General features: G+C 70.3%; 20 protein-coding genes and 1 pseudogene. 10 read left to right on the forward strand and 11 right to left on the reverse strand.

Annotation, left to right across the window (positions count from 1 at the left end; genetic code table 11):
• A partial coding sequence (locus HZF19_RS05180) for an integrase core domain-containing protein (protein ID WP_208027692.1) occupies nt 1–356 on the forward strand: 356 nt, incomplete at its 5' end.
• Nucleotides 357–483: 127 nt separating this feature from the next.
• Complete coding sequence (locus tag HZF19_RS05185) at nt 484–831, forward strand: thioredoxin family protein (protein ID WP_208027693.1); 348 nt, start codon at nt 484–486, stop codon at nt 829–831.
• A gap of 6 nt (nt 832–837) precedes the next feature.
• Here HZF19_RS05185 and HZF19_RS05190 read toward each other — a convergent pair whose 3' ends face one another.
• The 3 genes from HZF19_RS05190 to HZF19_RS05200 form a co-directional block, all read right to left on the reverse strand.
• Nucleotides 838–2,316 carry a potassium/proton antiporter gene (locus HZF19_RS05190; RefSeq protein ID WP_208027694.1) on the reverse strand — a complete coding sequence of 493 codons (1,479 nt, stop codon included), beginning with the start codon at nt 2,314–2,316 and terminating at the stop codon, nt 838–840.
• A 6-nt stretch (nt 2,317–2,322) separates the two neighbouring features.
• Nucleotides 2,323–3,930 (reverse strand): MFS transporter, encoded by a 1,608-nt coding sequence (locus tag HZF19_RS05195; protein ID WP_208027695.1) that lies wholly within the window; start codon nt 3,928–3,930, stop codon nt 2,323–2,325.
• A 92-nt stretch (nt 3,931–4,022) separates the two neighbouring features.
• Complete coding sequence (locus HZF19_RS05200) at nt 4,023–6,758, reverse strand: cation-transporting P-type ATPase (RefSeq protein ID WP_208027696.1); 2,736 nt, start codon at nt 6,756–6,758, stop codon at nt 4,023–4,025.
• A 201-nt stretch (nt 6,759–6,959) separates the two neighbouring features.
• Here HZF19_RS05200 and HZF19_RS05205 point away from each other — a divergent pair, with 201 nt between their 5' ends.
• Nucleotides 6,960–7,811 carry a universal stress protein gene (locus HZF19_RS05205; protein WP_208027697.1) on the forward strand — a complete coding sequence of 284 codons (852 nt, stop codon included), beginning with the start codon at nt 6,960–6,962 and terminating at the stop codon, nt 7,809–7,811.
• 44 nt (nt 7,812–7,855) lie between these two features.
• Here HZF19_RS05205 and HZF19_RS05210 read toward each other — a convergent pair whose 3' ends face one another.
• Both HZF19_RS05210 and HZF19_RS05215 read right to left on the reverse strand, forming a co-directional pair.
• Nucleotides 7,856–8,155, reverse strand: a complete 300-nt coding sequence (locus tag HZF19_RS05210; protein WP_208027698.1) for a hypothetical protein — start codon at nt 8,153–8,155, stop codon at nt 7,856–7,858.
• A gap of 118 nt (nt 8,156–8,273) precedes the next feature.
• Entirely contained in the window at nt 8,274–9,659 is a 1,386-nt protein-coding gene (locus tag HZF19_RS05215) for an anaerobic sulfatase maturase (RefSeq protein ID WP_208027699.1), read from the reverse strand.
• 204 nt (nt 9,660–9,863) lie between these two features.
• On the opposite strand from HZF19_RS05215, the gene HZF19_RS05220 reads away from it, so the two are divergent.
• Nucleotides 9,864–11,003 carry a Rieske 2Fe-2S domain-containing protein gene (locus HZF19_RS05220; RefSeq protein WP_208027700.1) on the forward strand — a complete coding sequence of 380 codons (1,140 nt, stop codon included), beginning with the start codon at nt 9,864–9,866 and terminating at the stop codon, nt 11,001–11,003.
• A 31-nt stretch (nt 11,004–11,034) separates the two neighbouring features.
• Here HZF19_RS05220 and HZF19_RS05225 read toward each other — a convergent pair whose 3' ends face one another.
• Complete coding sequence (locus tag HZF19_RS05225; RefSeq protein ID WP_208027701.1) at nt 11,035–11,679, reverse strand: TetR/AcrR family transcriptional regulator; 645 nt, start codon at nt 11,677–11,679, stop codon at nt 11,035–11,037.
• Between the two features lie 101 nt (nt 11,680–11,780).
• Between HZF19_RS05225 and HZF19_RS05230 the strand changes: the two genes are divergently transcribed.
• Nucleotides 11,781–12,722, forward strand: a complete 942-nt coding sequence (locus tag HZF19_RS05230) for an alpha/beta hydrolase (RefSeq protein ID WP_208027702.1) — start codon at nt 11,781–11,783, stop codon at nt 12,720–12,722.
• Between the two features lie 164 nt (nt 12,723–12,886).
• The gene (locus HZF19_RS05235) at nt 12,887–13,351 is read left to right on the forward strand and encodes a PaaI family thioesterase (protein ID WP_208027703.1); all 465 of its coding nucleotides are present in this window, start codon (nt 12,887–12,889) and stop codon (nt 13,349–13,351) included.
• A gap of 13 nt (nt 13,352–13,364) precedes the next feature.
• Here HZF19_RS05235 and HZF19_RS05240 read toward each other — a convergent pair whose 3' ends face one another.
• Complete coding sequence (locus tag HZF19_RS05240; protein ID WP_208027704.1) at nt 13,365–14,216, reverse strand: SDR family NAD(P)-dependent oxidoreductase; 852 nt, start codon at nt 14,214–14,216, stop codon at nt 13,365–13,367.
• A gap of 146 nt (nt 14,217–14,362) precedes the next feature.
• Between HZF19_RS05240 and HZF19_RS05245 the strand changes: the two genes are divergently transcribed.
• The 3 genes from HZF19_RS05245 (at nt 14,363) to HZF19_RS16245 (ending at nt 17,190) form a co-directional block, all read left to right on the forward strand.
• Entirely contained in the window at nt 14,363–15,922 is a 1,560-nt protein-coding gene (locus HZF19_RS05245) for a 4-coumarate--CoA ligase family protein (RefSeq protein ID WP_208027705.1), read from the forward strand.
• Nucleotides 15,923–16,024: 102 nt separating this feature from the next.
• Nucleotides 16,025–16,267, forward strand: coding sequence for an Rv3202a family protein (locus tag HZF19_RS05250; protein WP_208027706.1), 243 nt, complete (start codon nt 16,025–16,027; stop codon nt 16,265–16,267).
• A 14-nt stretch (nt 16,268–16,281) separates the two neighbouring features.
• Nucleotides 16,282–17,190 (forward strand): crotonase/enoyl-CoA hydratase family protein, encoded by a 909-nt coding sequence (locus HZF19_RS16245; protein WP_307781140.1) that lies wholly within the window; start codon nt 16,282–16,284, stop codon nt 17,188–17,190.
• Nucleotides 17,191–17,382: 192 nt separating this feature from the next.
• Here HZF19_RS16245 and HZF19_RS05255 read toward each other — a convergent pair.
• The 3 genes and pseudogenes from HZF19_RS05255 to HZF19_RS05265 all read right to left on the reverse strand — a co-directional run.
• Nucleotides 17,383–18,282: pseudogene (locus HZF19_RS05255) on the reverse strand (glycosyltransferase); the annotation flags it as partial.
• 106 nt (nt 18,283–18,388) lie between these two features.
• Nucleotides 18,389–20,581: an amylo-alpha-1,6-glucosidase gene (locus HZF19_RS05260; RefSeq protein ID WP_208027708.1), complete on the reverse strand. Its 2,193-nt coding sequence runs from the start codon at nt 20,579–20,581 to the stop codon at nt 18,389–18,391.
• Nucleotides 20,582–20,632: 51 nt separating this feature from the next.
• A complete protein-coding gene (locus HZF19_RS05265; protein ID WP_208027709.1) occupies nt 20,633–21,280 on the reverse strand; it encodes a hypothetical protein in 648 nt (215 codons plus the stop codon).
• Nucleotides 21,281–21,473: 193 nt separating this feature from the next.
• On the opposite strand from HZF19_RS05265, the gene HZF19_RS05270 reads away from it, so the two are divergent.
• Complete coding sequence (locus HZF19_RS05270; protein ID WP_208027710.1) at nt 21,474–21,680, forward strand: hypothetical protein; 207 nt, start codon at nt 21,474–21,476, stop codon at nt 21,678–21,680.
• 31 nt (nt 21,681–21,711) lie between these two features.
• On the opposite strand, the gene HZF19_RS05275 is transcribed toward HZF19_RS05270, so the two are convergent.
• On the reverse strand, nt 21,712–23,256 hold the full coding sequence (locus HZF19_RS05275) for a carotenoid oxygenase family protein (protein ID WP_208027711.1): 1,545 nt from the start codon (nt 23,254–23,256) through the stop codon (nt 21,712–21,714).
• Nucleotides 23,257–23,325 lie beyond the last annotated feature (69 nt).

A 23,325-nucleotide genomic window follows, 5' to 3' on the forward strand; every position in this document is an offset into this window, starting at 1 on the left:
GAGATCATCCGCTGCCTCAAGCGCTACCTCATCCGCGAGGTCTACCGGCTGCTGCCCGAACCCTGCTCGACCGCAGAACTCGCGTCAGCCGCGTAGACGCGCTTGACATCTATAGGAGCTTCAACGCGCTCGCCGAGACCACCAACGGGCTCTACAAGACCGAGCGCGTCTACGGGCCCGACACCCCGAGACCCTGGGAGAACGTCGACGAGCTCGAGCTCGCCACCCTCTCCTGGATGCACTGGTTCAACGAGGACCGGCACCACAGCTACTGCGACGACGTCCCACCAGCAGAGCTCGAAGCAGCCTTCTACGCTGCCCAACAGACCCGACCCGTCGGGGTTGGAAACCAATAGCCCGAGCCTCCATCAGACCCAGGGCGGTTCACTAGCGTGGGGCGACCCCAGTTGGCGCGTGAGCCCGAGGGTGGGGTCACGCCATCAGCTCAGGCGGTGGAAGCCAGGAACTGGAAGGAGCGACCGCATGACCCGACCTCTGCTCGTGGAGCTGTCCTACTTCGAGGGCTGTCCGCACTGGCGGGAGCTCGACGTGATGCTTACCGAGTTGCAGGGTGAGCTCGGCTTCGAGCTCACCCATCGGGTCATCCAGTCACCGGAGGATGCCGATGAGTACGGGTTTCTCGGTTCGCCGTCGGTCCGGGTGAACGGTCGGGACCCCTTTGCCTCGCAGAATGCCCCCGTGGGTCTCGCCTGCCGCACCTACGAGACACCAGACGGTCGAGCAGGCTGCCCGACCCAGGCCCAACTCCGGCACGCCCTGACGGCAGCGGCCGAGGCTGCGGCCACCGAGGAAGGCGATCGGCTCTCGTGAGCCACTTCAGCTCGGCGCGGGACCTTCGAGCAGACGGCGAGCGTGGGTGAGGACGTCCTGCTGGGCGAGTAGCAGGACCCGATCGCCCGGCTGGAGGATCGAGGAGCCCTGCGGGAGAACGAAGTCGTCACCTCTGCCGATCAGCACGATCAGCGCCCCCGAAGGAAGACCGACATCCACGAGCTGCTTGCCCGCGGCCGCTGCGTCGGCGGCGACGACCAGGTCGTAGAGGTCGGTGGCGTCCCCCGGCGGGCCCACCAGCTCCAGCGGTGCGGCCGGGCGTTCGGCGGCGGGCACGTCGACCGCGAGCCACGACGCCACCCTGGGGATCGTGGTCCCCTGGATCAGCACCGAGGTCAGCACCACGAAGAACACGACGTCGAAGATCACCTCCGCCTCGGGCAGGTTCTTCACCAGTGGGAAGGTGGCCAGGATGATCGGCACCGCACCCCGGAGCCCGACCCAGGAGACGAGCACGCTCTGGCGGATCCCGTAGCGAGCGGGGAGCAGCAGCGCGAGCACCGCCAGGGGCCGGGCCAGGAACATCAACACCGCGGCGACGAGCAGGCCCTCGATCGCGATCGGGAGCAGGTCCGACGGGAACACGAGTAGTCCGAGCACGAGGAACATGGAGATCTGCATGAGCCAGGCCAGACCGTCCATGAACCGCACCAGGCTCCGCTTGTGGACGAACACCGAGTTCCCGAGCACGATCCCGGCCACGTACACCGCTAGGAACCCGCTCCCCCCGAGCAGGCTGGCGAGGCCGTAGGTGCCGAGCACCAGCGCGATCAGCACCACCGAGTAGAGGCCGTCGTACTCGAGACGCAGCCGGTTCATCACCAGCACCGCCATTCGGGCGAGCACCCAACCCGCTCCGCCGCCCACCAGCATCTGCAGCACGAACACCGGCACGATCCCCAGCGCCGAGGCGTCCGGGTTCGTCGCCAGCTCGAGGAAAGCGACGGCCAGGAAGACCGCCATCGGGTCGTTGCTCCCGGACTCGAGCTCGAGCAGCGGTCGTAGCGTTCCCCGCAACCCCACACTGTGGGACCGCAGGACCGAGAACACCGCCGCCGCGTCGGTGGACGAGATGATCGCCCCGACCAGCAGCCCGACCACCACCGGCACGTCGAGGATCACCGCAGCCGACAACCCCACCACGATCGACGTGACCAGCACGCCGACGGTCGCCAGGAGCGCACCGAGGCCCACCACCGGGCGGACCTCGGTCCAGGTGGTGTCCAGCCCACCCGCGAACAGGATGAACGACAGCGCGATCACCCCGACCGTCTGGGCAAGTTGGTGGTCGTCGAAGGCGATACCCCCGATGCCCTCTGAGCCGGCCAACATCCCGATCGCCAGGAAGAGCAGCAGCGCCGGCACCCGCAACCGTGATGAGACCTTGCTGGCGAGCACCCCCAAGAACATCAACGCCGCGGTGATGGCCGCGATCCGCGCCGGATCGAGGCTCCCGCTCATCATGCCGGCTCACCCTCGGGCGGTTGGCGCCTCGGCGCCGACTTCTTCGGCGTGGTACTGCGCGAGGAGCTGGCGCTCAGCGTCACACTTCGGGAACAGGAAGTACACCAGCGCGCCACCGGCGAGCACCCCCACGCTGCCGGCGAGGTAGGCCCAGCGCTGGCCGTCGGCGAAGGCCTGCCGGGCGCCTTCGATGATCTGGCTCGAGTACTGCGGGTACCGGGCGGCGGTGTCGGCGGCACTCGCGAACGACTTCGTCAGCTCGGCCTGCACCCGGTCGGTGACCTGCGGCGCGGACGGGCTGCCGGCGATGAGCCTGGAGGCGGTCGCCCCGTAGCCGGCCGTGAGCAGTGCCCCGAAGATCGACTGCATGATCGCCCCGCCGAGGTCCCGCTGCAGATCGGCGGTGCCTGATGCCATCCCGGCGCGGGCGACCGGCACCGAGCTGGTCAGCGACCGCGAGGCCGGGGTGCCGGCGAAGCCCACGCCCGCTCCCACGAACGCGTAGCAGACCACGACCGTCCAGACCGACGCGCCTTCCTTCCAGAAGGCCAGCATGGTGAGGAAGCCGGCGAGCACGAACCCGACGCCGACGAGCAGCGTGAACCGTGAACCGCGGGAGTCCACGAGCTTGGCCGAGCGCGGGGCGATGAGGACCATGACCACCGTCGCCGGGAGGATGGACACCCCGGCGTCGAGGGTCGAGTAACCGAGCACGTTCTGCAAGAACTGCTGGCCGATGAACAACGCACCCATCAGGGAGCCGAAGACGATGATGCCCGCGCAGGCCGCCACCCAGAACACCCGGCGAGCCGCGATGCGCAGGTCGTAGAGCGGGCTCGGGGTGCGGCGCTGGCGGATCACGAAGCCCACCAGTGCAGCGAGCGCGACCACCACCAGCCCGGTCACGGTGGCACCCGCGCCGGGGATGGGCACGAAGTTGATCGCCAGGACCGTCGCTCCCACCAGGATGGCGGACAGGATGCCCCCGAGGTTGTCCACCGGGTCGGAGCTCTCGTTCGCGTGCGCCGGGATGAGCCTGGCGGCCAGCGGCACGCCGAGCGCGACCAGCGGCACGGTGACCAGGAACACCGACCCCCACCAGTAGCGGCTCAACAGCAGGCCGGCGATGAGCGGCCCCAGCGACGAGATGGCCCCTCCGGTCGCGGACCACAGCGCGATCGCTCTCGTGCGGGCCGGCCCTGCAGCCCATAGGGCGGTGATCAACGCCAGCGTGGTCGGGTACGCCATGCCCGCTGCGACCCCGCCCGCGATCCTGGCCACCACCAGCGTCGTGAGGTCCGGGGGCCACGCCGCCAGCAGGGAGGTGGGCACGGAGATCACCACCCCGGCCAGCAGCATCGACTTCCGCCCGTGACGGTCACCGAGCGCGCCCAGCCACAGCACCGAGGCGGCCAGGCCGAGGGAGTAGCCGACGGCGACGAGGTTCAGCCCGGTCTGGGAGGCGTCGAAGTGCTGCCCGACGCTGGGCAACGCCACGTTCGCGGTGGCGAGGGGGAGGTTCGCGATGGCGGCGACGAGGATGAGGGTGGCCAGCACCGCGCCCGCATGAGGGGGAGCGGTCTCGCGGGCTGCCTCGGGAGTGGTGTCGTTCATGCAGGCAGTGCTCCCCGCGGAGGCGGCCGGGCCCGGGACGAGAGCGCATTCTCCCTCATCCCCGCCCGGAGCGGTCGATACCGCGCTCCCGCTCAGGAGGTCCAGGCCAGCTGCCGCCGGAGGCGCTTGTCGATGGCGACGATGACTGTGGTGGCCGCGGCGACGGCGAAGATCCGCAGCCAGACCCCCGCGCTGATGGGCGACGTCTGGAACACGGTGTTCATGATCGGCAGGTAGGTGATGGCGATCTGGCCCAGGGCCTGGACGGAAGCCCCTGCCAGGATCCAGCGGTTGGAGAACACCCCCACGTGCCACACCGAGTGGGTGAGCGACCGGCAGCTGAACAGGTAGAAGGCCTCGACGACCACGAAGAGGTTGAGGGCTGCGGTGCGGGCCTCCTCCGCGGTGGACCCCGTGGTCTGCTCGAACTCGAAGACCCACCAGGCTCCGCCGATGAGCACGGCCGAGACCACCAGGATGCGGATCACCAGCGCCCCGGTGAGCAGCGGCCGCTGCGGGTCCCGGGGTGGTCGCTGCATGATGCCGGCTTCCTTGGGCTCGAAGGCCAGCATCAACCCGAGCGCGATGGCGGTGGTCATGTTGATCCACAGGATCTGCACCGGCAGGATCGGCAGGGTGCTGCCGAGCACGATGGCGATGAGGATCACCAGGCCCTCACCCATGTTCGTTGGCAGCGTCCACACGATGAACTTCGTGAGGTTGTCGAACACCCCGCGGCCCTCCTCGACCGCCGCTTCGATGGTGGCGAAGTTGTCGTCGGTGAGGACCATGTCGGCCGCTTCCTTGGCTACCTCGGTCCCCCCGAGGCCCATGGCCACACCGATGTCGGCCTGTTGCAGTGCAGGTGCGTCGTTGACCCCGTCACCGGTCATGGCCACGATGTGATGGCGACCCTGGAGACCCTCCACCAGACGCAGCTTCTGCTCCGGTGACACCCGGGCGAACACGGACGCCCGCTCGACGGCGGCGGGATACTCCTCGGGGGTGAGCGAGGCGAGCTCGGTGCCTGTGAGCACCCGACCGGGCTCGTCGCCGGTGAGGATGCCGAGCTGCTCGGCCACCGCGGTGGCGGTGGCGGCGTGATCGCCGGTGATCATCTTCACGTCGATGCCTGCGGTGTGGCACGACCGCACGGCGTCGATCGCTCCCGGTCGGGGTGGGTCGAGCATGGCGTGCAGGCCGGTGAACGTGAGCCTGCCGCGGATCGCCTCGACGTCGAAGTCGCCCTCGCTCGCCAGGTGACCGTGCGCGGTTCCCAGGACCCGCAGGCCGCGGTGGGCGAGATCCTCGGCGGCGGCGAGGATCTGCTCACGGTCGAGTGGCTCGGCTCGACCGGTGGGCCCCATCTGGTCGGCGCACAGATCGACGATCCGCTCGACAGCCCCCTTCACCAGCGCCACCGCACCGTCGCTGCCGGTGTGCAGGGTGGCCATGTACTTGCGCTCGGAGTTGAACGGGATCGACGCCACCCGGGGGAGCTCGTCCCGCAGGTTCTTCGGGTCGATCCCGGCCTTGGTGGCGGCGACGAGCATCGCCCCCTCGGTCGGGTCGCCGAGGACCGCCCAGGTACCGTCGGTGTGGTCGAGCCGGGCGTCGTTGCACAGGGCGCCGGCCACGAGCGTCCAGCGCAGCGCTTGGTCGGTGTCGAGGGCGGCCGGCGCCCCACCCGAGTCGAGGACGGCGCCGTCCGGCTGGTATCCGGCCCCGGTGACCTCGTAGTGATGGTGGGGAGTCCACAGGGCGCGCACCGTCATCTGGTTCTCGGTGAGGGTGCCGGTCTTGTCGGAGCACACAACGGTGGTGCTTCCGAGCGTCTCCACCGCGGGCATGCGCCGGATGACCGCCCGGCGCCGGGCCATGCGGTTCACCCCGATGGCCAGGGTGATGGTGACCGCGGCGGGGAGCCCTTCGGGGATCGCCCCCACCGCGAGCGCCACCGCGGCGGTGAACATCTCGGTGGCACGCTCGCCGCGCAGGAGCCCCACCGCGAAGGTGACTGCTGCCAGGCCGAGGATCACCACCGTGAGCAGCTTGCTGAAGGCGGTGAGCTTGCGGGTCAGGGGAGTGGCCAGGGTCTCCGCGGTGCCGACCAGCCGGTGGATCTCGCCGAGCTCGGTCTCGGCGCCCGTCGCCACCACCACGCCCGTGCCGGTGCCGCTGGTGACCAGGGTGCCCGAATACAGCATGTTGCGCCGGTCCGCGACCGGGGTGGAGTCGGCCAGGACCACCTCGTCCTTCACCACCGGCAGCGACTCGCCGGTCAGCGCCGACTCGTCGACCTGCAGCTCGGCGACCTCGATCAGTCGCAGGTCGGCGGGCACCTTGTCGCCGGCCTCGATCAGCGCGATGTCACCGGGTACCAGCTCCTCGGACGGGATCGTGCGCACCTGGCCGTCACGGCGCACCCGGGCATGGGTGCGGACCATGGACCGGAGCGCGTCCAGCGCCGCCTCGGCCTTGGATTCCTGGATGAAGCCCACGACGGCGTTGACCAGCACGACGCCGAAGATCACGGCGGAGTCGACCAGCTCGCGCAGCAGGAGCGTCACCGTGCCCGCGGCGAGGAGAACGTAGATCAACGGGTGGTTGAGCTGCCGGAGGAACCGGGCGAGCGGTCCCGCGGTGTCGACCACAGGGAGCTGGTTGGGTCCGTAGCGCTCGAGGCGGTGAGCGGCCTCGGATTCGCTCAGACCGTCGCGGCGGTCGGTCTCGAGCAGCAGCAGCACCTCGTGGGCGGCCAGCGCGTGATGCGCGTTGGTCCCGGGAGCCGGAGCCGACCGGGTGGTGTCGGTAGATGGGGTGGCCACGATGGAGCGCTCCCTTTGACGAGATCCGCGACTGAAACGTTCGCCGACCAGGCTTCCCGGCGCGCCGCATGCCACGATAGGCGAGCGCTCGTGCAGCGGGAGCATCGGAGCCCGTCACCCGATGGGATCGATGGGATGCCGGCTCCCACCGAGGGTGTGATCGTTGCTCACTCGTCGCCACTCCAATCAAGGGTTCTGCTGATGATGATCCTGGTCGCGGTCGATGGCTCGGAGGGGTCGGCGGCAGCGCTGCGATGGGCCCGTCGCTTCGCCGATCAGATGGGTGCGTCGATGGGTGCGATTCGGGCGTGGGAGTACCCGGCCTCGGCGGTGTTGCCCGGTGGGCCGTCCTTGCGGGGGCAGGACGAGGTCACCGCCGAGGTCACCTCGGAGCTCACCCGCTTCCTCCGTGACGAGCTGGCGGAGGGCGCCGAGGGCGTCGAGGCGATCGTCGAGCCGGGCGTCGCGGACGTCGCGGTGCTGCGGGCGGCCGAGCGCTGGCGAGCCGACCTGATCGTGGTAGGGCGGCGCGGGCTCGGAGCCGTCGCGAGCCGGCTGCTCGGCTCGGTGAGCCGGCGGGTCGTGGAAGGCGCCACGTGCCCCGTGGCTGTGATCCCCTCACCCCTCGGGGCCCACGAGGGGCCGGTGGTGGTCGGGGTGGACGGATCGGCGAGCGCGACCGCCGCCGTCGAATGGGCCACCGAGGTGGCGCTGGCGCTCTCCAGCCCGATGGTGGTGGTGCACGCGGTGTCCTACGAGCTGCCGGGCTCCCCGTACTCGTTCGGCGACGCGATGGACCGCGCCGGCCAGGCCCTCGCCGAGGAGCAGTCACGCCCCCCGCGCGAGGCCGGTGTCGAGGTGCGCACGGTGGTCAGAGCCCTCGATCCGCGGGCGCTCATCCCCGAGACCGCGGACGAGCTCGATGCCCGACTGGTCGTGGTCGGGTCACGGGGCACGGGGCCGATCGCCTCGCTGTTGATGGGTAGCACCGCCAGCTACCTCGCGGAGCAATGCGACCATCCGACTGTCGTCGTTCCCCGACCGGCGCCGTGACGATCGGTCTCGGGTGAACCGGGACCGGGCTGCTCAGCCGCCGCTCAGCCGGCGTCGCCCGATCCCCGGGCCAGCGCCAGCAGCAGCTCGGCGTGCTCGGGGTCCACGTCCGGACCGTAGGCGGAGACCACGATCCCCCGTCGGCCCCAGTCGGGGCAGGTGACCCCGAGCACGATCGCCTCGTCGCTGGGATCGCTCGGGCCCTCGAAGCGGAACGTGTAGTCGACCGTCGCGCTCTCCAGCGTGTGCGGATCCACCTCCACGGCGGTGGTCAGGCCGGTCGCCGAGAGCTCGAAGTCGTCGGTGTACCCCAGGGACCGCAGCAGCTCGACAGCCTCGGTCACGGTCTCGGGAGCGTCCATGGTCATCGCAGGGAGACAGGGGTGATCACGTCGACCGCAGCCTAGGCCCGTCTCCAGCCCCGCATCGACGCCAGAGCGCCAGCCGGCCTCGCGGCGGCCGTCAGCGGGCGGGATGGCAGAGCTTCGCCTTGCGCCCGCTGCCGCACGGACAGGGATCGTTCCGCCCCGCCGCGGCCAGCACCGCTCGCACGTCGCTCGCTGGTCGCCCGGCGCGCAGCAGGCCCCCCATGAGCCGCATCAGGCCGTCGATGTGCTCGAAGAAGGCCTTGTAGCCCGGGCAGAGGTAGTTGAGACCGGGTTCGCCGTCGGGGGTCAGGACGAAGCGGTTCTTCGGACACTCGCCGTGGCAGGCGAAGCGCACCTCGCAACGCCGGCAGTACGCGGGCAGGCTGGCGCGCTTGGCCTCACCGAACCGGCGTTGCCGGGGTGAGCCCGCGAGCTCGACCAGGTGGGTGGTGGTGATGTTGCCGAGCAGGTGGTCGGGTTCGACGAAGTGGTCACAGGAGTACACGTCCCCGTTGTGCTCGAGGGCCAGCGCGTCGCCACAGGTCTCCCGGAAGATGCACAGGGCAGGGGGGATGCCGAGCCAGGAGGCGAGGGCGGCGTCGAAGTGGCTGACGAAGACCTCCCCGACGTCGCCGGTGACCCACTCGTCGAACACCGTCATCAGGAACCGTCCCCAGGAGTGCGGATCGACCGACCGGTCGGTGACCGTGTCCCCTTCCTGGAAGCCTGTCGTGTTGTCACGCTCGACGATGGGGATGAACTGGACGTGCCGGAGCCCCAGCTCGTCGCGGAAGAACCGGTAGACCTCGATCGGATAGTCCTGATTGGCGGCGTGCACGGTGCACAGCACGTTGACCTCGACCCCGTGGGCGAGCAGCAGGTCCAGGCCTCGCAGCACCCTGTCGAACGTCGGAGCGCCGCGCTTGTCGAGCCGGTAGGCGTCGTGCAGCTCCCTCGGGCCGTCGATGCTGATGCCGACCAGGAACTGGTGGTCGGCGAGCAGCTCACACCACTCGTCGGTGAGCAGGGTGCCGTTCGTCTGGATGGTGTGGGTGATGCGTTGGCCCGGGCGCCGGTGTCGCTCGACCGCGTCGAGGGAGCGGCGGATGAACTCCACCCCCATCAGCGTCGGCTCGCCGCCCTGCCAGGCGATCGTGACCTCGGGTGCCTGGTGGGCTTCGAGGAGTTGGCGGATGTAGGTGTCGAGCACCTCGTCGCTCATGCGGAAGCGATCGCCGGGGTAGAGCGCTTCTTTGGCCAGGAAGTAGCAGTACCGGCAGTCGAGGTTGCAGATAGCGCCGGTGGGCTTCGCCAGCACGTGGAACGCCGCTGGGGCGGTCGCGGTCCGGTCGTCGCCGATGGTCTCCTCCACGGCCTCGACCGTGTGGGGCGAGCTGGCCTCCCGGTGCGGGTGGCCGGCGCCCCGCACGGGCACGCTGGCGCGGGTCTGGTGGCGGATGGCGACCTCCTTGCTGGCCATCGCAGTGGCTCGGATGCAGGCGCTGCGTGCAAGGTACCTGCTGGGCCGAACGGCAGGTGTGCTCCAGCCGAACGTGACGAGACAGATTCTGAGAGCGTCTTGTGACCTCGGGGCGGCGGTGCTAGAACCTCGCGGGAGCGGTGTCCCACCGGCGATGACCACCACGGCGCCGGTCACCCGGAGGTCTTCTGCGATGAGGAGTCGATGAGCGAGGAGTCCGACCCGCCGGCCGCGTCGCCCGCCGCGGAGGCGGTCGCTGCCGGCAGCCCTGGAGATCAGCTCTACGGGCGGATCAACGGCATCGCGCTCCCGGATCTCGGACGGGTCCGGGAGGCGCTGGCGGGGGGCGGTCCGCGCCGACGCCGCCGCATCGAGTCGTCACTGCCTCCCCGGTCTCACGTGTTGCCCGTCCCCAACGGCTGGTACGCCATCGTCGCCAGCGACGAGCTCGCCGCGGGCGATCTGGTGTCGATCCGGCTGGTGGATCGGGAGCTCGTGGTGGCGCGCGACGAGTTCGGGCGAGCGAGCGTGCTCGACGCTCACTGCCCGCACATGGGCGCCCACCTCGGCGGCGGCAGGGTGATCGGGGAGCGGGTCAAGTGCCCGTACCACGGGTGGGAGTTCGGGGCTGACGGCCGCTGCGTGCGCATCCCCTACTCCGATTCCCGCATCCCCTCCCGAGCTCGGGTGCGCAGCTACCCGGTGCACGAGGCCGACGGCCTCGTCTACTTCTGGTACCACGCCGCTGACGCGCCGCCGAACTTCGAGATCCCGGCCGTACCGGAGGCCTCCGACCCGTCGTGGAGCGAGGCGTACCCCTGGCGCTTCGAGCTGGTCGCCGCGCTCCAGGAGATGGCGGAGAACAACGTCGACTACGCGCACTTCCGCTACGTCCACGGCAAGGACGTGATCCCGCGCGACATCTCCGCGTTCCACTTCGACGGGCCATGCTCCTGGGTCGAGGAGTCGCTCGGTGACGGCGTGTCGTTCACCCGGCACTCCTACGGGCCCGGGGTGGCGATCCTGCGGTTCCCGTCGCTGATGACCATCGTGGCCGCGACCACCCCCATCGACCGGGGGAACTGCCGCCTGCTGTGGCACTTCTACTTCCCCCGCGAGCTCGAAGCAGCCGCGGAGGACCTGATCGTGCAGGTCACCGGTCCTTACGGCCTGCAGGCCGACGTGCCCATCTGGCGTGACCTCTCCTACCGCGAGCGCCCGGTCCTGGTGAAGGGAGACGGGCCGATCGCCGAGTTCCGGCGGTGGTATGCGCAGTTCTACGAGGGCAACGGATCACGAGATCGCCCTGGTCACCCCGACGGGCCCCCAGAGGAAAGCGCGTGACGGCGAGCGAGGCCGACCGAGCCCACCAGCGCTAGGAGGAGGCGCCGGTGTCCCTGCGCGACCTTCGATCGGTCGCGAGCAGCGCTGGCACCAGCATCAGCTCGAGGAGGCGCACCAGCTCCGCACGCTCGGGAACGATCTCCGGTGAGCGGGCCAGCCCCGCAGCCACGATCTGCAGCCACCAGGTGGCATCCTCGGGGCTGACCCCCTCCCGGAGGATGCCCTGCTCGGCGGCGCGCTCGAACACGGGATCCACGAGCGGGCGGAGGCCGGAGGTCAGCGCCTTCCCCCCGGCGCGGGCCAGCGCTTCGCTGGCCGACGGTGACAGCAGCGACCGGTGTACGGGGTCGGTGGCCACCTCGGCGATGGCCATCGCCAGACCCTCGCCCAGGAAGCGCTCCAGCGGTGCGTCGCGGCCCAGCTTGCGCACCACCTTCCTGCGGACCTGCAGGGAGGAGCGGGCCACGACCGCGGTCAGCAGCTCTTCTTTCGATCCGAAGTAGCGGTAGACGGAGGAGCGGTGAAGCCCCGCGACCTCGGCGACGGAATCGAGGCGCAGCGCCCTCACCCCGCGGTCGCGGACGATCGACTCCGCCGCATCGACCAGCCGGGCCCGCACCGCCTCGTACTCGGGGCCTCCGGGGCGCGCCTTCCAATCCGGGACCGCCTCGCTCACCGCCCCATGCCTAGCCGCGGCCCGGAAGCGGACACAAGACACTCCTCGAGGGCGTCTCGTCCTGCTGAGGTGATGGTGAGCTGCGTTACCGTGCCTGGGCGATGCCGATCGATCCCCGACTGTCGCTGCTGATCCGGATCGCCAAGCTCCGCCCTGACGATCGGTCGGTGCCGATGGCGGCCCGCCGGGAGCAGGCGGCGCGCCTGTCGTACCGGGGCGCGGGTCTGCTGATCGCGCCGGAGGCGAGTCCCGCCGCGATCGGGCACGTCGCGGTGCCCGTGGCCGGTGGGCGGATCAGGGTCCGGCTGTACCGCCCGCACGGCGCCGGACCGTTCCCGCTCTACGTGTTCCTCCACGGCGGTGGCTTCTGCATGGGGACCCTCGACGAGCGGGAGCAGCGCTGCCGGGCGGTGTCCGCGGGCGCCCGGTGTGTCGTGGCCTCCGTCGACTACCGCCTGGCCCCCGAGAACCAGTACCCGACCCCGCCCGAGGACTGCTACGCCGCGCTCGAGTGGCTCGTGGAGCATGCCGGCCGGCTCGACGTCGACCCCGGTCGGGTGGCGATCGGTGGCGAGTCCGCCGGAGCGAACCTGGCGGCGGTGGCCTGCCTGATGAGCCGCGATCGAAACGGTCCCCGCCTCGTGCACCAATGGCTCGACGTACCGACCACCGACGCGACCTGCTCGCAATCGGGATTCCGGGAGGTGCCCGACGGCTACCTGCTCGACCGTGCCGCCATCGACGACTACCTCGAGCACTACCTGGCTCACCCGGCCCAGGCGAGCGAGCCCTATTGCTCCCCGCTGCTGGCCGACGACCATCGGGGCCTGCCGCCGGCGTGGATCATGACCGCCGAGTACGACAAGCTGCGAGGGGACGGCGAGGCCTACGCCTCGGCGCTCGCCGCGGCCGGTGTGCCGGCGACGCACGTGCGCCTCGACGGCCACATCCACCCGTCGTTCGCCTTCACCCGCCTGCTCCCGTCGGCCCGGGCCTACCAGGATCAGGCCATCGCGGCTCTGCGCTCGGCGTTCGAGGGCTGACCCCACAGGCTGGCGAACCGGCTTCCCGCGGGATCGAACACCTGGCCCTCTCCGCAGGTCCCACTCACCCCGCGATCCGGTTGCCAGGACACTCTTAGAATATGTCTTGCATCCGGCGCCGGACCGGTGCTAGCCCTGTCGGCATGTCTCGAAGGAGGGTGCCCGTGGTCGAGTCCCAACCAGCCGCCATCGACGAGATCCCCCTGCACCGCATGCTGGCGCTCGACTATGAGCCCCCCACGCCGGGGGAGGGACGGGCGCAGGTCCGAATGCCCGTGAAGGCCGAGGCGCTCGGCTCCACCGGCAGCCTGCACGGTGGCGCGATCGCCACCATGGTGGACCTCGCCTGTGCGCTGGCTGCCGTGGGGAGCAGTGGGTTCGATCCTTCCCGGGAGTCGCTCGTCACCGTGGACATGCACATCCGCTACCTTGGTCGGGCCCGCACCGATACCGTGCTGGCCAGAGCCGAGGTCATCCGGAGAGGCAGCCAGCTGATCGTGGTCGGCTGTGAGGTGGTCGACGAGCAGGGTCACCTCGTCGCAGTGGCCGACTTCTCCATGATGATCGTTGCGCTGCGCACGCCGCTGGTCGACAACGCGGTGCTCGTTGCCGGGGGGTCGGAGGTGTGATCCCGCCGTCCCCTCAGTGCCGCGCGGCCGGCTCGGCTCCGGTGGGCCCGTTCGCAGGCGCCAGCCGGTCGAGGAGCCGGCCCACGAGGCCTGACCGGCCCGGCAGGACCCGCGCCACCAGGTCCACGGCGCGCGCGTCGGGTCCCACCACCACTCGAGCCTGGTTCTTCTCGATAGCCCGCACGATCCGACGGGCGACGGCTTCCGGGGGGCGGAGGGCGAGGGGCGCGAGCCTCGAGGCTCCCATCCGCGCCAGGCGGTCGGCTTCCGCGCCTCGGGCCCCGAACATGATGTTGGTGCGGATCGCTCCCGGGAGCACCACCGTGACACCGATCGACGTGGAGACCAGTTCGGCTCGGAGGGCTTCGCTGAAGGAGCGCACCGCCCCCTTGGTGAGGGAGTAGGACGCGTTCTGGGGAAGCCCCAGGAGGCCGACCATGCTCGAGAGGTTCACGATGTGGGCCTCGTCCATCCGGCGGAGCACCGGCAGGAAGGCCCGGCAACCGTGCACGACTCCCCACACGTTGATGCCGACGATCCAGTCCAGGTCGTCGATCGCCTCCGCGTCGAACCGTCCGGCGGCCGTGACGCCGGCGTTGTTCACGAGCACGTGGCAGGCGCCGTGCGCATCGAGCACCTCGGCGGGTAACTCGGCCATCCGGTCCGCGTCGGCGACATCGGCGAGGTGAGTCGTGGCGGTGCGGCCCGCGGCGCGAACCAGCGCGGCAGTCTCCTCCAGCCCCTCCGGGCGGAGGTCCACCAGCGCGAGGTCGAGGCCATGGCGGGCCAGCAGCACGCTCGTCGCCCGCCCGATGCCGCTGCCAGCACCGGTCACCACCGCGACCCGGTCAAGGAGTCGTCGCATGAGCCGGGCATCCTCGCAGGTCCGAGTCGGGCAGACCAGTCCTCTCGACACGGCGACGGTTGCCCTACTGTCTGGGGCGCTGAGCGTGCCCTGCGGCTGCCCACCGGCTCGCTGCTCGGGCGAGTTGACCGTCGGGGGGAGACCACATGATCCACCGCAGCCCGTTCCCGGAGATCGACATCCCCGAGACCCCGCTGACACCCTTCGTGCTCGAGCGGGTCGCGGAGCTGGATGCCAAGCCCGCATTCATCGACGGGCCGAGCGGGCGGGTGCTCACCTACCGCCAGCTCGACGAGCAGGTCCGGGTCCTCGCAGGCGGGCTCGCGGGCCGAGGGTTCGGCCCGGGAGACGTGCTGGCGATCATGGCTCCCAACGTCCCCGAGTACGCGACGGTCTTCCACGGTGCGGCCATGGCCGGTGGCACCGTCACCACCGTGAACCCGACGTACACCGCCCGCGAGGTGCACCACCAGCTCGCGGATTCGCGGGCTTCGGTGCTGGTGACCGTCCCGCCGTTCCTCGCCACCGCGCGGGAGGCAGCCACGGGTACCACGGTCGAGGAGATCGTCGTGCTCGGCGACCGCACGCACGACGCACCCTCGGTGCTCGAGCTCGCCGGCCCACCGCTGGCCGAGCAGGTGGAGGTCGACCCGGATGACGTGGTGGTGCTCCCGTACTCGTCGGGGACGACCGGGCTCTCCAAGGGGGTGATGCTCACCCACCGCAACCTGGTCGCCAACATCGCGCAGGTGCTCGAGCCCACAGGCATGGGTGAGGACGATGTCGTGATGGCCGTGCTGCCCTTCTTCCACATCTACGGCATGCAGGTCCTGATGAACACCGGGCTGCGCGCTGGCGCCACCATCGTCACCCTGCCCCGGTTCGACCTCGAGCAGTTCCTGGCAGCCCACCAGGACCACAAGATCACCCGGTCGTTCGTGGCACCGCCGATCGTGGTCGCGCTGGCCAAGCATCCGATCGTCGAGGACTTCGACCTGTCGAAGGTGAAGCAGGTGTTCTCGGGTGCAGCGCCACTCTCCGCGGAACTGGCGGCCGAGGCCGGTGCGAGGCTGGGGTGCGAAGTGGTGCAGGGCTACGGCATGACCGAGCTGTCGCCGGTCAGCCACCTCACCCCGGAGGGGATGGGCAAGCCTGGCTCGGTGGGGTTGACCGTGCCCAACACCGAGGTGCAGATCGTCGACCCGATCAGTGGCGAGTCGCTCGGCGTCGATGCGGACGGCGAGGTCTGGATCCGGGGCCCGCAGGTGATGAAGGGCTACCTGAACAACGCGCGAGCCACTGCCGAGACGATCGACGCCGATGGCTGGCTGCACACCGGCGACATCGGCCACATCGACCGTGACGGTCACCTGTACGTGGTGGATCGCTTGAAGGAGCTCATCAAGTACAAGGGCTTCCAGGTTCCTCCGGCCGAGCTGGAGGCGCTGTTGTTGACCCATCCGGCGGTGGCCGACGCGGCGGTGATCGGTGTTCCCGACGAGGAGGCTGGCGAGATCCCTGTCGGCTACGTGGTGCTGAAGCCGGGGCACGAGGCGACGACCGAGGAGCTCACGCAGTACGTGGCGGATCGGGTCGCCCATTACAAGCAGATCCGCCGGCTCACGCTGGTCGAGGAGATCCCCAAGTCCGCGTCGGGCAAGATCCTCCGGCGGGTGCTCCGGGAACGGGCGGCAGGATCGAGCTGACAGCCGACTGACCGGTGGGTGGGATGTGCGGGCCGGGGCGATCGAGCAGAAACCTGTCGGCCCGTGCGGTGGGAGCTCGGATCTCTCGGTAGGTTCGAGTGGATGGACACCACCCCCGACGAGCGACCGCGGCCACCCGAGGATCTGGAAGCACCTGAGGTGGATGCAGTGGAGCAGCAACTCCCACCGGCAGGTGAGAGTCCCGAGGAGGAGCTGCCGGCGACGGTGCGATCGCTGACCGTGCCGGACGAGGCTCCCGAGGCCGATGTCTTCGAGCAGTCGATACCGGCTGGGCCCAGCGACGAGGACGACTGGCCCCGAGCCGGCGACGCCGAGCAGGAGTAGGCGGGGACACAGTCGTGGACCGGTACACGACGCTGCGGACGGAGACCTCCGCTGGCGTGCGGTCCATCTGGCTGGCGCGCCCGGAGGAGTACAACACGATCACACCGGCGCTGAGGGACGAGCTCTCCCACGCCATCGACGCCGCTGATGCCGACCCGCAGGTGCGAGTCATCCTCCTGCGGGCGGAGGGCCCCGCGTTCTGCGCCGGCTACGGCCTCGACTGGGCGACCGAAGCTCAGGCGTCGCGGGAGTCTCGACCGGCCGACCGCTCGACGCCCGCCGGGCAGCGCGAGGCACCGTGGCGGGCGAGCGACGGTGACCGGGTCTGGGATTCGGTCTCCGACTATCGGTTCATGAAGAGCTTCGTCGATGCCTACCTGAAGCTGTGGTACGCGGCCAAGCCCACCGTCGCCGCGGTGCAGGGGTGGTGCATCGGCGGCGGCACCGATCTCGTGCTCTGCGCGGACCTGATCATCGCCGGGGAGAGCGCCCGTTTCGGGTACCCGCCGTCGCGGGTGTGGGGGACGCCGACGACCGCCATGTGGGTGTATCGCTTGGGCCTCGAGCGGGCGAAGCGCTACCTGCTGACCGGGGACGAGATCCCCGCGGCCGACGCAGCCGGCATGGGCATGATCCTCGAAGCGGTCCCGGATGAGGATCTGCAGGAGCGCGCCGAGGCTCTGGCGGCGAGGATCGCTCTCGTGCCGGCCAGCCAGCTCGTGATGCTGAAGCTGCTGTGCAACCAGACTGCCGAGAACATGGGGATGGCCTCGAGCCGGCTACTCGGCACCCTGTTCGACGGCATCGCCCGCCACACCCAGGAAGGTCTCGACTTCGTCGATCGTTCGATGGCCATCGGCTTCCGGGAGGCGGTGCGCGAGCGTGATGACCCCTTCGGCGACTACGGATCGCGTCCCCGCTGAGCTCACCGGGTCAAGATCCGGTTCAGCGCGCTCGCTGGAACCCGTTCGCTCTGCGGTGCCCCGCTCGCCGGCTCTGCACGCCACCGCCTGGTACAGCTCTAGGTGCTCCTGGACCATCCGGCGGGTCGAGAACCGGGTCTCGACGGCACGGCGGCAGGCCGCTCGGTCGAGCCGGTCGGTGCGATGGAGGGCTCGCACCAGCGCCGGCTCGTCGGCGCACAGCCAGCCGGTGCGACCGTCATCGATGATCTCCGGCGCCGACCCGCGGGCGAAGGCGACGACCGGCGTACCGCAGGCGAGGGCCTCGACCATGACCATGCCGAACGGCTCCCGCCAGCGGAGCGGGTTGAGGAGGGCGCGTGCCCGGCGGAGCAACTCCAGCTTTGCCGGTCGCTCGAGCTCGCCGAGGTACTCCACCTCCCCACCGAGCAGTGGGCGCACGCAGGTCTCGAAGTACTCGACCTCTGCCGGCTCGCGCATCTTGGCTGCGATCAACAGCGGTATGCCCGCTTCTCGTGCTGCTCGTATCGCGAGGTCGACCCCCTTCGCCGGTGCCATCCGGCCGAGGAAGGCCACGTACCCGCCGTCGCCCTGCCCGACCGGGTAGGCACCCGGATCCACTCCGTGGTGGATGACCCGCGCGATCGGGGTGCTGCCAGCCGATCGAGCCTGGTCCCTCGAGATGGCGATGATGGAGACGCGGGTCGCGATCTCCGAATAGATGGCAGCCAGTTCGTGGTCGAACGGGCCGTGCGCCGTCGTGAGCACGTTCGGGCGCCCCTCGGCGGCGGCGCGGACAGGGCCCACCAGCGTGTGATCGTGGACCACGTCAGCCCCCTCCGCGTCGATCCGGCGGTAGGCATGCAGCAGGTGCCGGAGCTCGACAGCCGCGTCGCCCATCCGCGGGGCCTGCGACTGCTCGTACACCCACGCGGTGGGCACCGGGCAGGCGCTGTCGCCCGTGGTGTGCAGCACCACCTCGTGGCCGGCCTCGGACAGGCCTCGGGCCAGCTGATCCAGCACGGTCTCGGTGCCGCCGTACGCCGGTGGGGGGACGGGGAGCCACGGCGGGGCGATGAGGGCGATGCGCATCAGCGACAGTCTGTGCACAGGAATGCCCTCGACGCGGGGTCGAGCGCGGTGATCGTCGGTCGGCCGCGGCGCGCCCGGCTCGCGCCTCGGGTGAGGGGGCGATGGCTCAGGAATCGTGGACCGGCGGGCGCGGTGTCGCCAGGAGATCCAGGCTGCCGAGGCCGTCGACGGTCAGCTCGCCTCGCTCCCAGCGGATGTCCAGCGTCCGGTCCCCTACGTGGACGCCGTGCAGTTCCAGGCGGGTCATGCCCTGCGGCATGGTCGGCGCGAGGTTGACCTGCTGGCGGTGGGCCGACGGGTCGAGCCGGAGCATGGTCCGCAGGAGCAGCAGCGGAGATGCCGCGGCCCACGCCTGTGGCGAGCACGACGTGGGATAGGCCGCGGGAACGGAGAGGTCGCGGCGGTCGAGGCCCGCGAACAGCTCGGGTAGGCGGCCGCCCAGGAGGTGGGCGACCTCGAGTAGGGCCTCGATCACGGTGGTGGCGTGGTCGACGAAGCCGTAACGCATGAGACCGGCGGCGCAGATCGCGGTGTCGTGCGGCCAGACCGATCCGTTGTGGTAGCTGATGGGGTTGTACCGGGCCATCGAGCTGGCGAGGGTCCTGATGCCCCACCCCGTGAACATCTCGGGTGACAGGAGGTGGTCCGCGACCTGTGCTGCCTTGTCCTCGTCGACGATCCCCGTCCAGAGACAGTGGCCGATGTTGGAGGACAGCGCGTCGATGGGCTCCTTGGCGGCGTCGAGGCCGATCGCGAACCAGCCACGATCGTCCAGCCAGAAATCCCGGTTGAACGCCTCTTTGAGCGTTGTTGCCTTGCTGTCGTAGAGCTCGGCGGTCGCGAGGTCTCCGACCTCGGCCGCAAGGTGGGCCCGCGCCCGGTAGGCGGCGTACACGTAGCCCTGCACCTCGCACAACGCGATGGGTGGATCGGCGATCCGCCCGTCGGCGTGGCTCACCCCGTCCCAGGAGTCCTTCCACCCCTGGTTCACCAGGCCCGAGGGGTTCCGTCGCTGGTACTCCACGTAGCCGTCGCCGTCACGGTCGCCCCAGCCCTCGATCCATGCCAGGGCGTGATCGAGGTGGGGCACGAGACCGTCGATGACGTCGGTGGCCACCCCCCAGCGGCGCAGCTCGCCGGCGAGCATCACGAACAGCGCCGTGGCGTCCGCGGTGCCGTAGTAGGTGGCGCCACCTCCCAGGGCGAGCGATGCAGCCTTCTCGAAGCGGACTTCGTGGAGGATGCGCCCGGGCTCTTCCTCGGTGGCGTCGTCGACCCGTGTCCCCTGGAGGCGGGCCAGCGTCTGGAGGACGCCGAGGGCGAGGGACGGTTCGAAGAGCAGCGCCATCCACCCGGTGATCAGGGAATCACGACCGAACAGGGTCATGAACCAAGGGGCGCCGGCCGCGATCACGGGGAGCTCGGGGTGCTCGGGATCGAAGATGCGCAACGCCCCGAGGTCCTCGATCGCCCTGGTGACTGCTTGACCGAGTGCTGGATGGTCGGTCTCCAGCACGGGTGTCCCGGCACGCCAGGCCGTGTGCCGGCGGGTGGGTTCGGCGTGCTCGTCGGGCTGCCCGCACCGGAACCGGGGCTCGATGAGGTGGTCACCCACTGCCAGGTCCAGTTCCAGGCAGAGCTCCGATTGACCACGGGCCGGGATGTCGAGGGCCCAGGAGAGCCGGCCGGGCTCGGTGGTGGCGGCTCGAGACAGGTGCAGGGCCACCGCCTTGGTGAGCCCCTCGGCTTCGAGCACCGATCGCCATTCGGTGGGCGTGCACGTGATCGAATAGGACTCACGACGGCAGACCCGTGACTCCTTGACCTCGAAGACGTCGGCGAAGTCGCTGTCGAGCTCGATCGCGACCTCGATCCGAGCAGGGTTCGTGCCGAAGTTGTGGATGGTCAACCGCTCGCGCATGCCATGTCCCACGTGCCGCCGGCGGAAGACCAGCAGCTCGCTGTCGGCTTGCTGGCGGCCGGGATGGACCCGGCCGACGAAGGTGGCTTCGAACGGTGCGTCGGAGGCGACCGTCAGCGGCTCGAGGGGGTGGCCATCGACGGTGAGCTCCCAGCGCGAAAGGCACCGCGTGTCCAGGACGAACAGGCCATGGGGCAGGTCGGCCAGGATGTCACCGCTTCGGCCGGACACACAGAAGCTGGAGCCCTCGACGATGGTGACGAGCCCGGTCTCGGTGACCAGCGAGGCGACGGGGCCGGCGGGGGCCCACGGAGAAGGAGTGCCTGGCCCTCCGGGCCCGGGCTGCAGCGTGGTCCGGTCTGGTTCGGTTGCGGGCATGTGGTGATTCTGCCAGCACGGTGGTCGGGGACCGCCGAGCCGGCGAGCGCTTCAGTCCCCACTCCCGCGACGGGCCTGCTGCTCGGCAGCATCGGTGGCGGCGTCCGCTTGGTCGAGCCGGGCTGTGACATCGGGGGTGCCGCGATGGCGGCTGATCGACGTCGCGTCGTCGGACAGCCGTTCAGCCAGCTCACGGGCGACCTGCCCCGCCGGTGAGCCGGCCAGCCCGGTCGCCTCCTGGTGGAGGTCCATCACCCGTCCGAGCTCGAGGAAGTCGTCGGCGAGTGCCTGGAGCTGGGTGGGGATCTCCGACTCCGCGCTATCGACGCCTTCGGCCCGGTCGCGCTCCCAGGACACACGCACCCGGCGGACCTGCTCGGAGAGGCGGGCCGGTTCGGTGGTGATGTTCCGCTGCCAGGGGACTTCCTCGATGTCCCGGATGACCGCGTCGGGCACCACCTCCAACAGCCCGGGGAGCCCCGCGAGCCGTCGCAGCGCGCGGATGAACGCGGCGCGCAGGGTCTCGATGTTCTCGGCCTCTTCCACGAGGAGGGTGGTCCAGCCGGGGCTCAGCTCCCGGCCACAGCCGGGACAGCGACCGGTGCGCTCGATCGCGAGGGACTCGAGGGTGAATGAGGTCGTGCACGCCCGACACCTCGCCATCAACCGGTTCGGGCTGCCGTCGGGGGTCTGCGTCATCGCGTCGGGATCGTCGTCACTCGAGCTCGCTCGGGGCTGGCGGGACGGGCTCCATGTTCGCCGCCGGTCTGGAGAGCCGACAAGCAGGGGAGGGTGGCGCGTGCGCCCGTGCTCGTCGTCGGCGGTCTCCGGCCCGGAGGAGGTGCGGTCCGTGAACGTGGCTCGACCCCTGCGCCGAACGATCGGCGGAAGCATGGCGGACCTCATCACCTTGACATTCGACAGCCCCTACGGTGCGCAGGCGGCGCTCAACGCCGTGCGAGCCCGCGAAGACCTGCCCTGCGCGTGGATCGACGACGTGGCCGTCGTGGAGAAGCACCACTCCGGCCGGGTGTCGCTGCACACCCCGCACGGCCAGCTGCCCGCTGACCGAAGCGCTGGGCTCGCAGTCCCCACCTGAGTATGACGTGCGCTCGCGACGGTGCGCGGTCTCAATCAGACGCTGCCGGCACCCACACCCCGTGGAAGCCGTAGGGCACCCGCACCGGGAGGTGCACCCGGGCCACGGGTCCGCTCGCCAGATCGAGCGCGTCGAGCACGACGAGGTCGCTGGCTCCCCGTTCCCTGTCCCACGCATAGCTGAGCAGCCAGCCCTCACCCTCGCCATCGCCGCTGGCGACGACGAAACCTTCGTTCAGGCGGTAGCTGCCTCCGGGTGCGTAGCGGTCCAGCTCCCCGGTCGTCTCGTCACGATGAGCGAGGCCGGCGAACTCGATCGGGAAGTCCCCGTCGGCCTCGGTCATCAGGTACCAGCCGTGGCGGCTGCGGCGACCGGTGAAGCGCCGATCGACGGCCGGGAGGTCCATCGGGACGTCGCTCAAGGGCTCGTCCGACACGGTGAGCTGCGGGCCCGCTGTGTTCACCAGCCAACGGTGGGGTCGAGACGATCCCGTGTCACCACCCTCGCGGAAGATGTGTGGCAGGCGGCACGCGTCGATCACCACCTCGTCGCCCCTGCGGTACGCGTTGACCCCGTGGAAGATGTAGCAGGGCTCGATCTCGACCCAGCGGATGGCGGAGGTCGGTCCCTCGAGCGGCATGATGCCGAGGCGGGCCCCGTAGCTCTCGTCCCAGCGGAACGGGAATGCCGTGCTCTCACCGCTGACCAGCTTCATCGCCAGATCGAGGTCGAAGACCACGGGTAGCTCCCAGAACACCGCATCGCGCTCGGTGATGGCGAAGTCGTGGATCATGGTGGGGCCGGCCACCTCGATGTCACCCGTGTAGACGAGCTCACCGTCGGCCGAGGCCACGTGATACGTGAGGTAGGGCGGGACGAACCCGTACCCGAAGAAGTGCATCCGGCCGGTGACGGGATCGATCTTGGGATGCGCGGTCATGGAGGTCGTGAGACGGCCGGCGTAGTCGTAGGGGCCATTCGTCGACAGGTCGGTCGTCGAGAGCTCGTAGGGGAGCCCGACCTCTCCCGAGCTGAGGAGCCGACCGGCGTGGTGGAAGACGCTCACGTTGCTCTGGTTGCGCGCCCCGCCGGGAGCCGAGCTCCCGAGGAGGCCGGTGCCTTCCCGCAGCAGTGGGGTGTCGACGTAGCGGTTTCGGTACCACTGCGCCCTGCCAGCCGCCAGTCGGACACCGTGCACCATCCCGTCGCCGAGGAACCAGTGAGGTGACGGTCCGCTCGCCGGGTTGGAGCCGTTGCGGACGTACAGGCCGTCGAGCTCGGGGGGCAGAGCTCCAGAGACCTCGAGATCGAACGCCTCCACCTGATCGTGGACAGGAGCGAACCCGCCTTGCATCCAGTAGGGGAGTGCCGGGTCGTAGGGCAGGGTCGGGGGTGGGGACGTGCTCGGCGAGATGGCCGGGTCGGTCGATCGCGGCGAAGAGGAGCAGGCGGCCAGGAGCGACGGTGCGCCACCGAGGGCGAGGGCGGCAGCGGCGACCCGCTCGATGAACTGGCGGCGGTCCCACTGGACGTGGGCGACGAGGGGATGGGCCGGGGGGACACGTGCTGGCGTCACAGGCTGACCTCGCTGAACGTTGTAAAGCCGCCACGCTACACGCTCGCGGGCCACGGATCCGGCCCACCG

It is taken from the genome of Rhabdothermincola sediminis, from assembly GCF_014805525.1.
GTDB lineage: Bacteria > Actinomycetota > Acidimicrobiia > Acidimicrobiales > Acidimicrobilacustridaceae > Rhabdothermincola > Rhabdothermincola sediminis.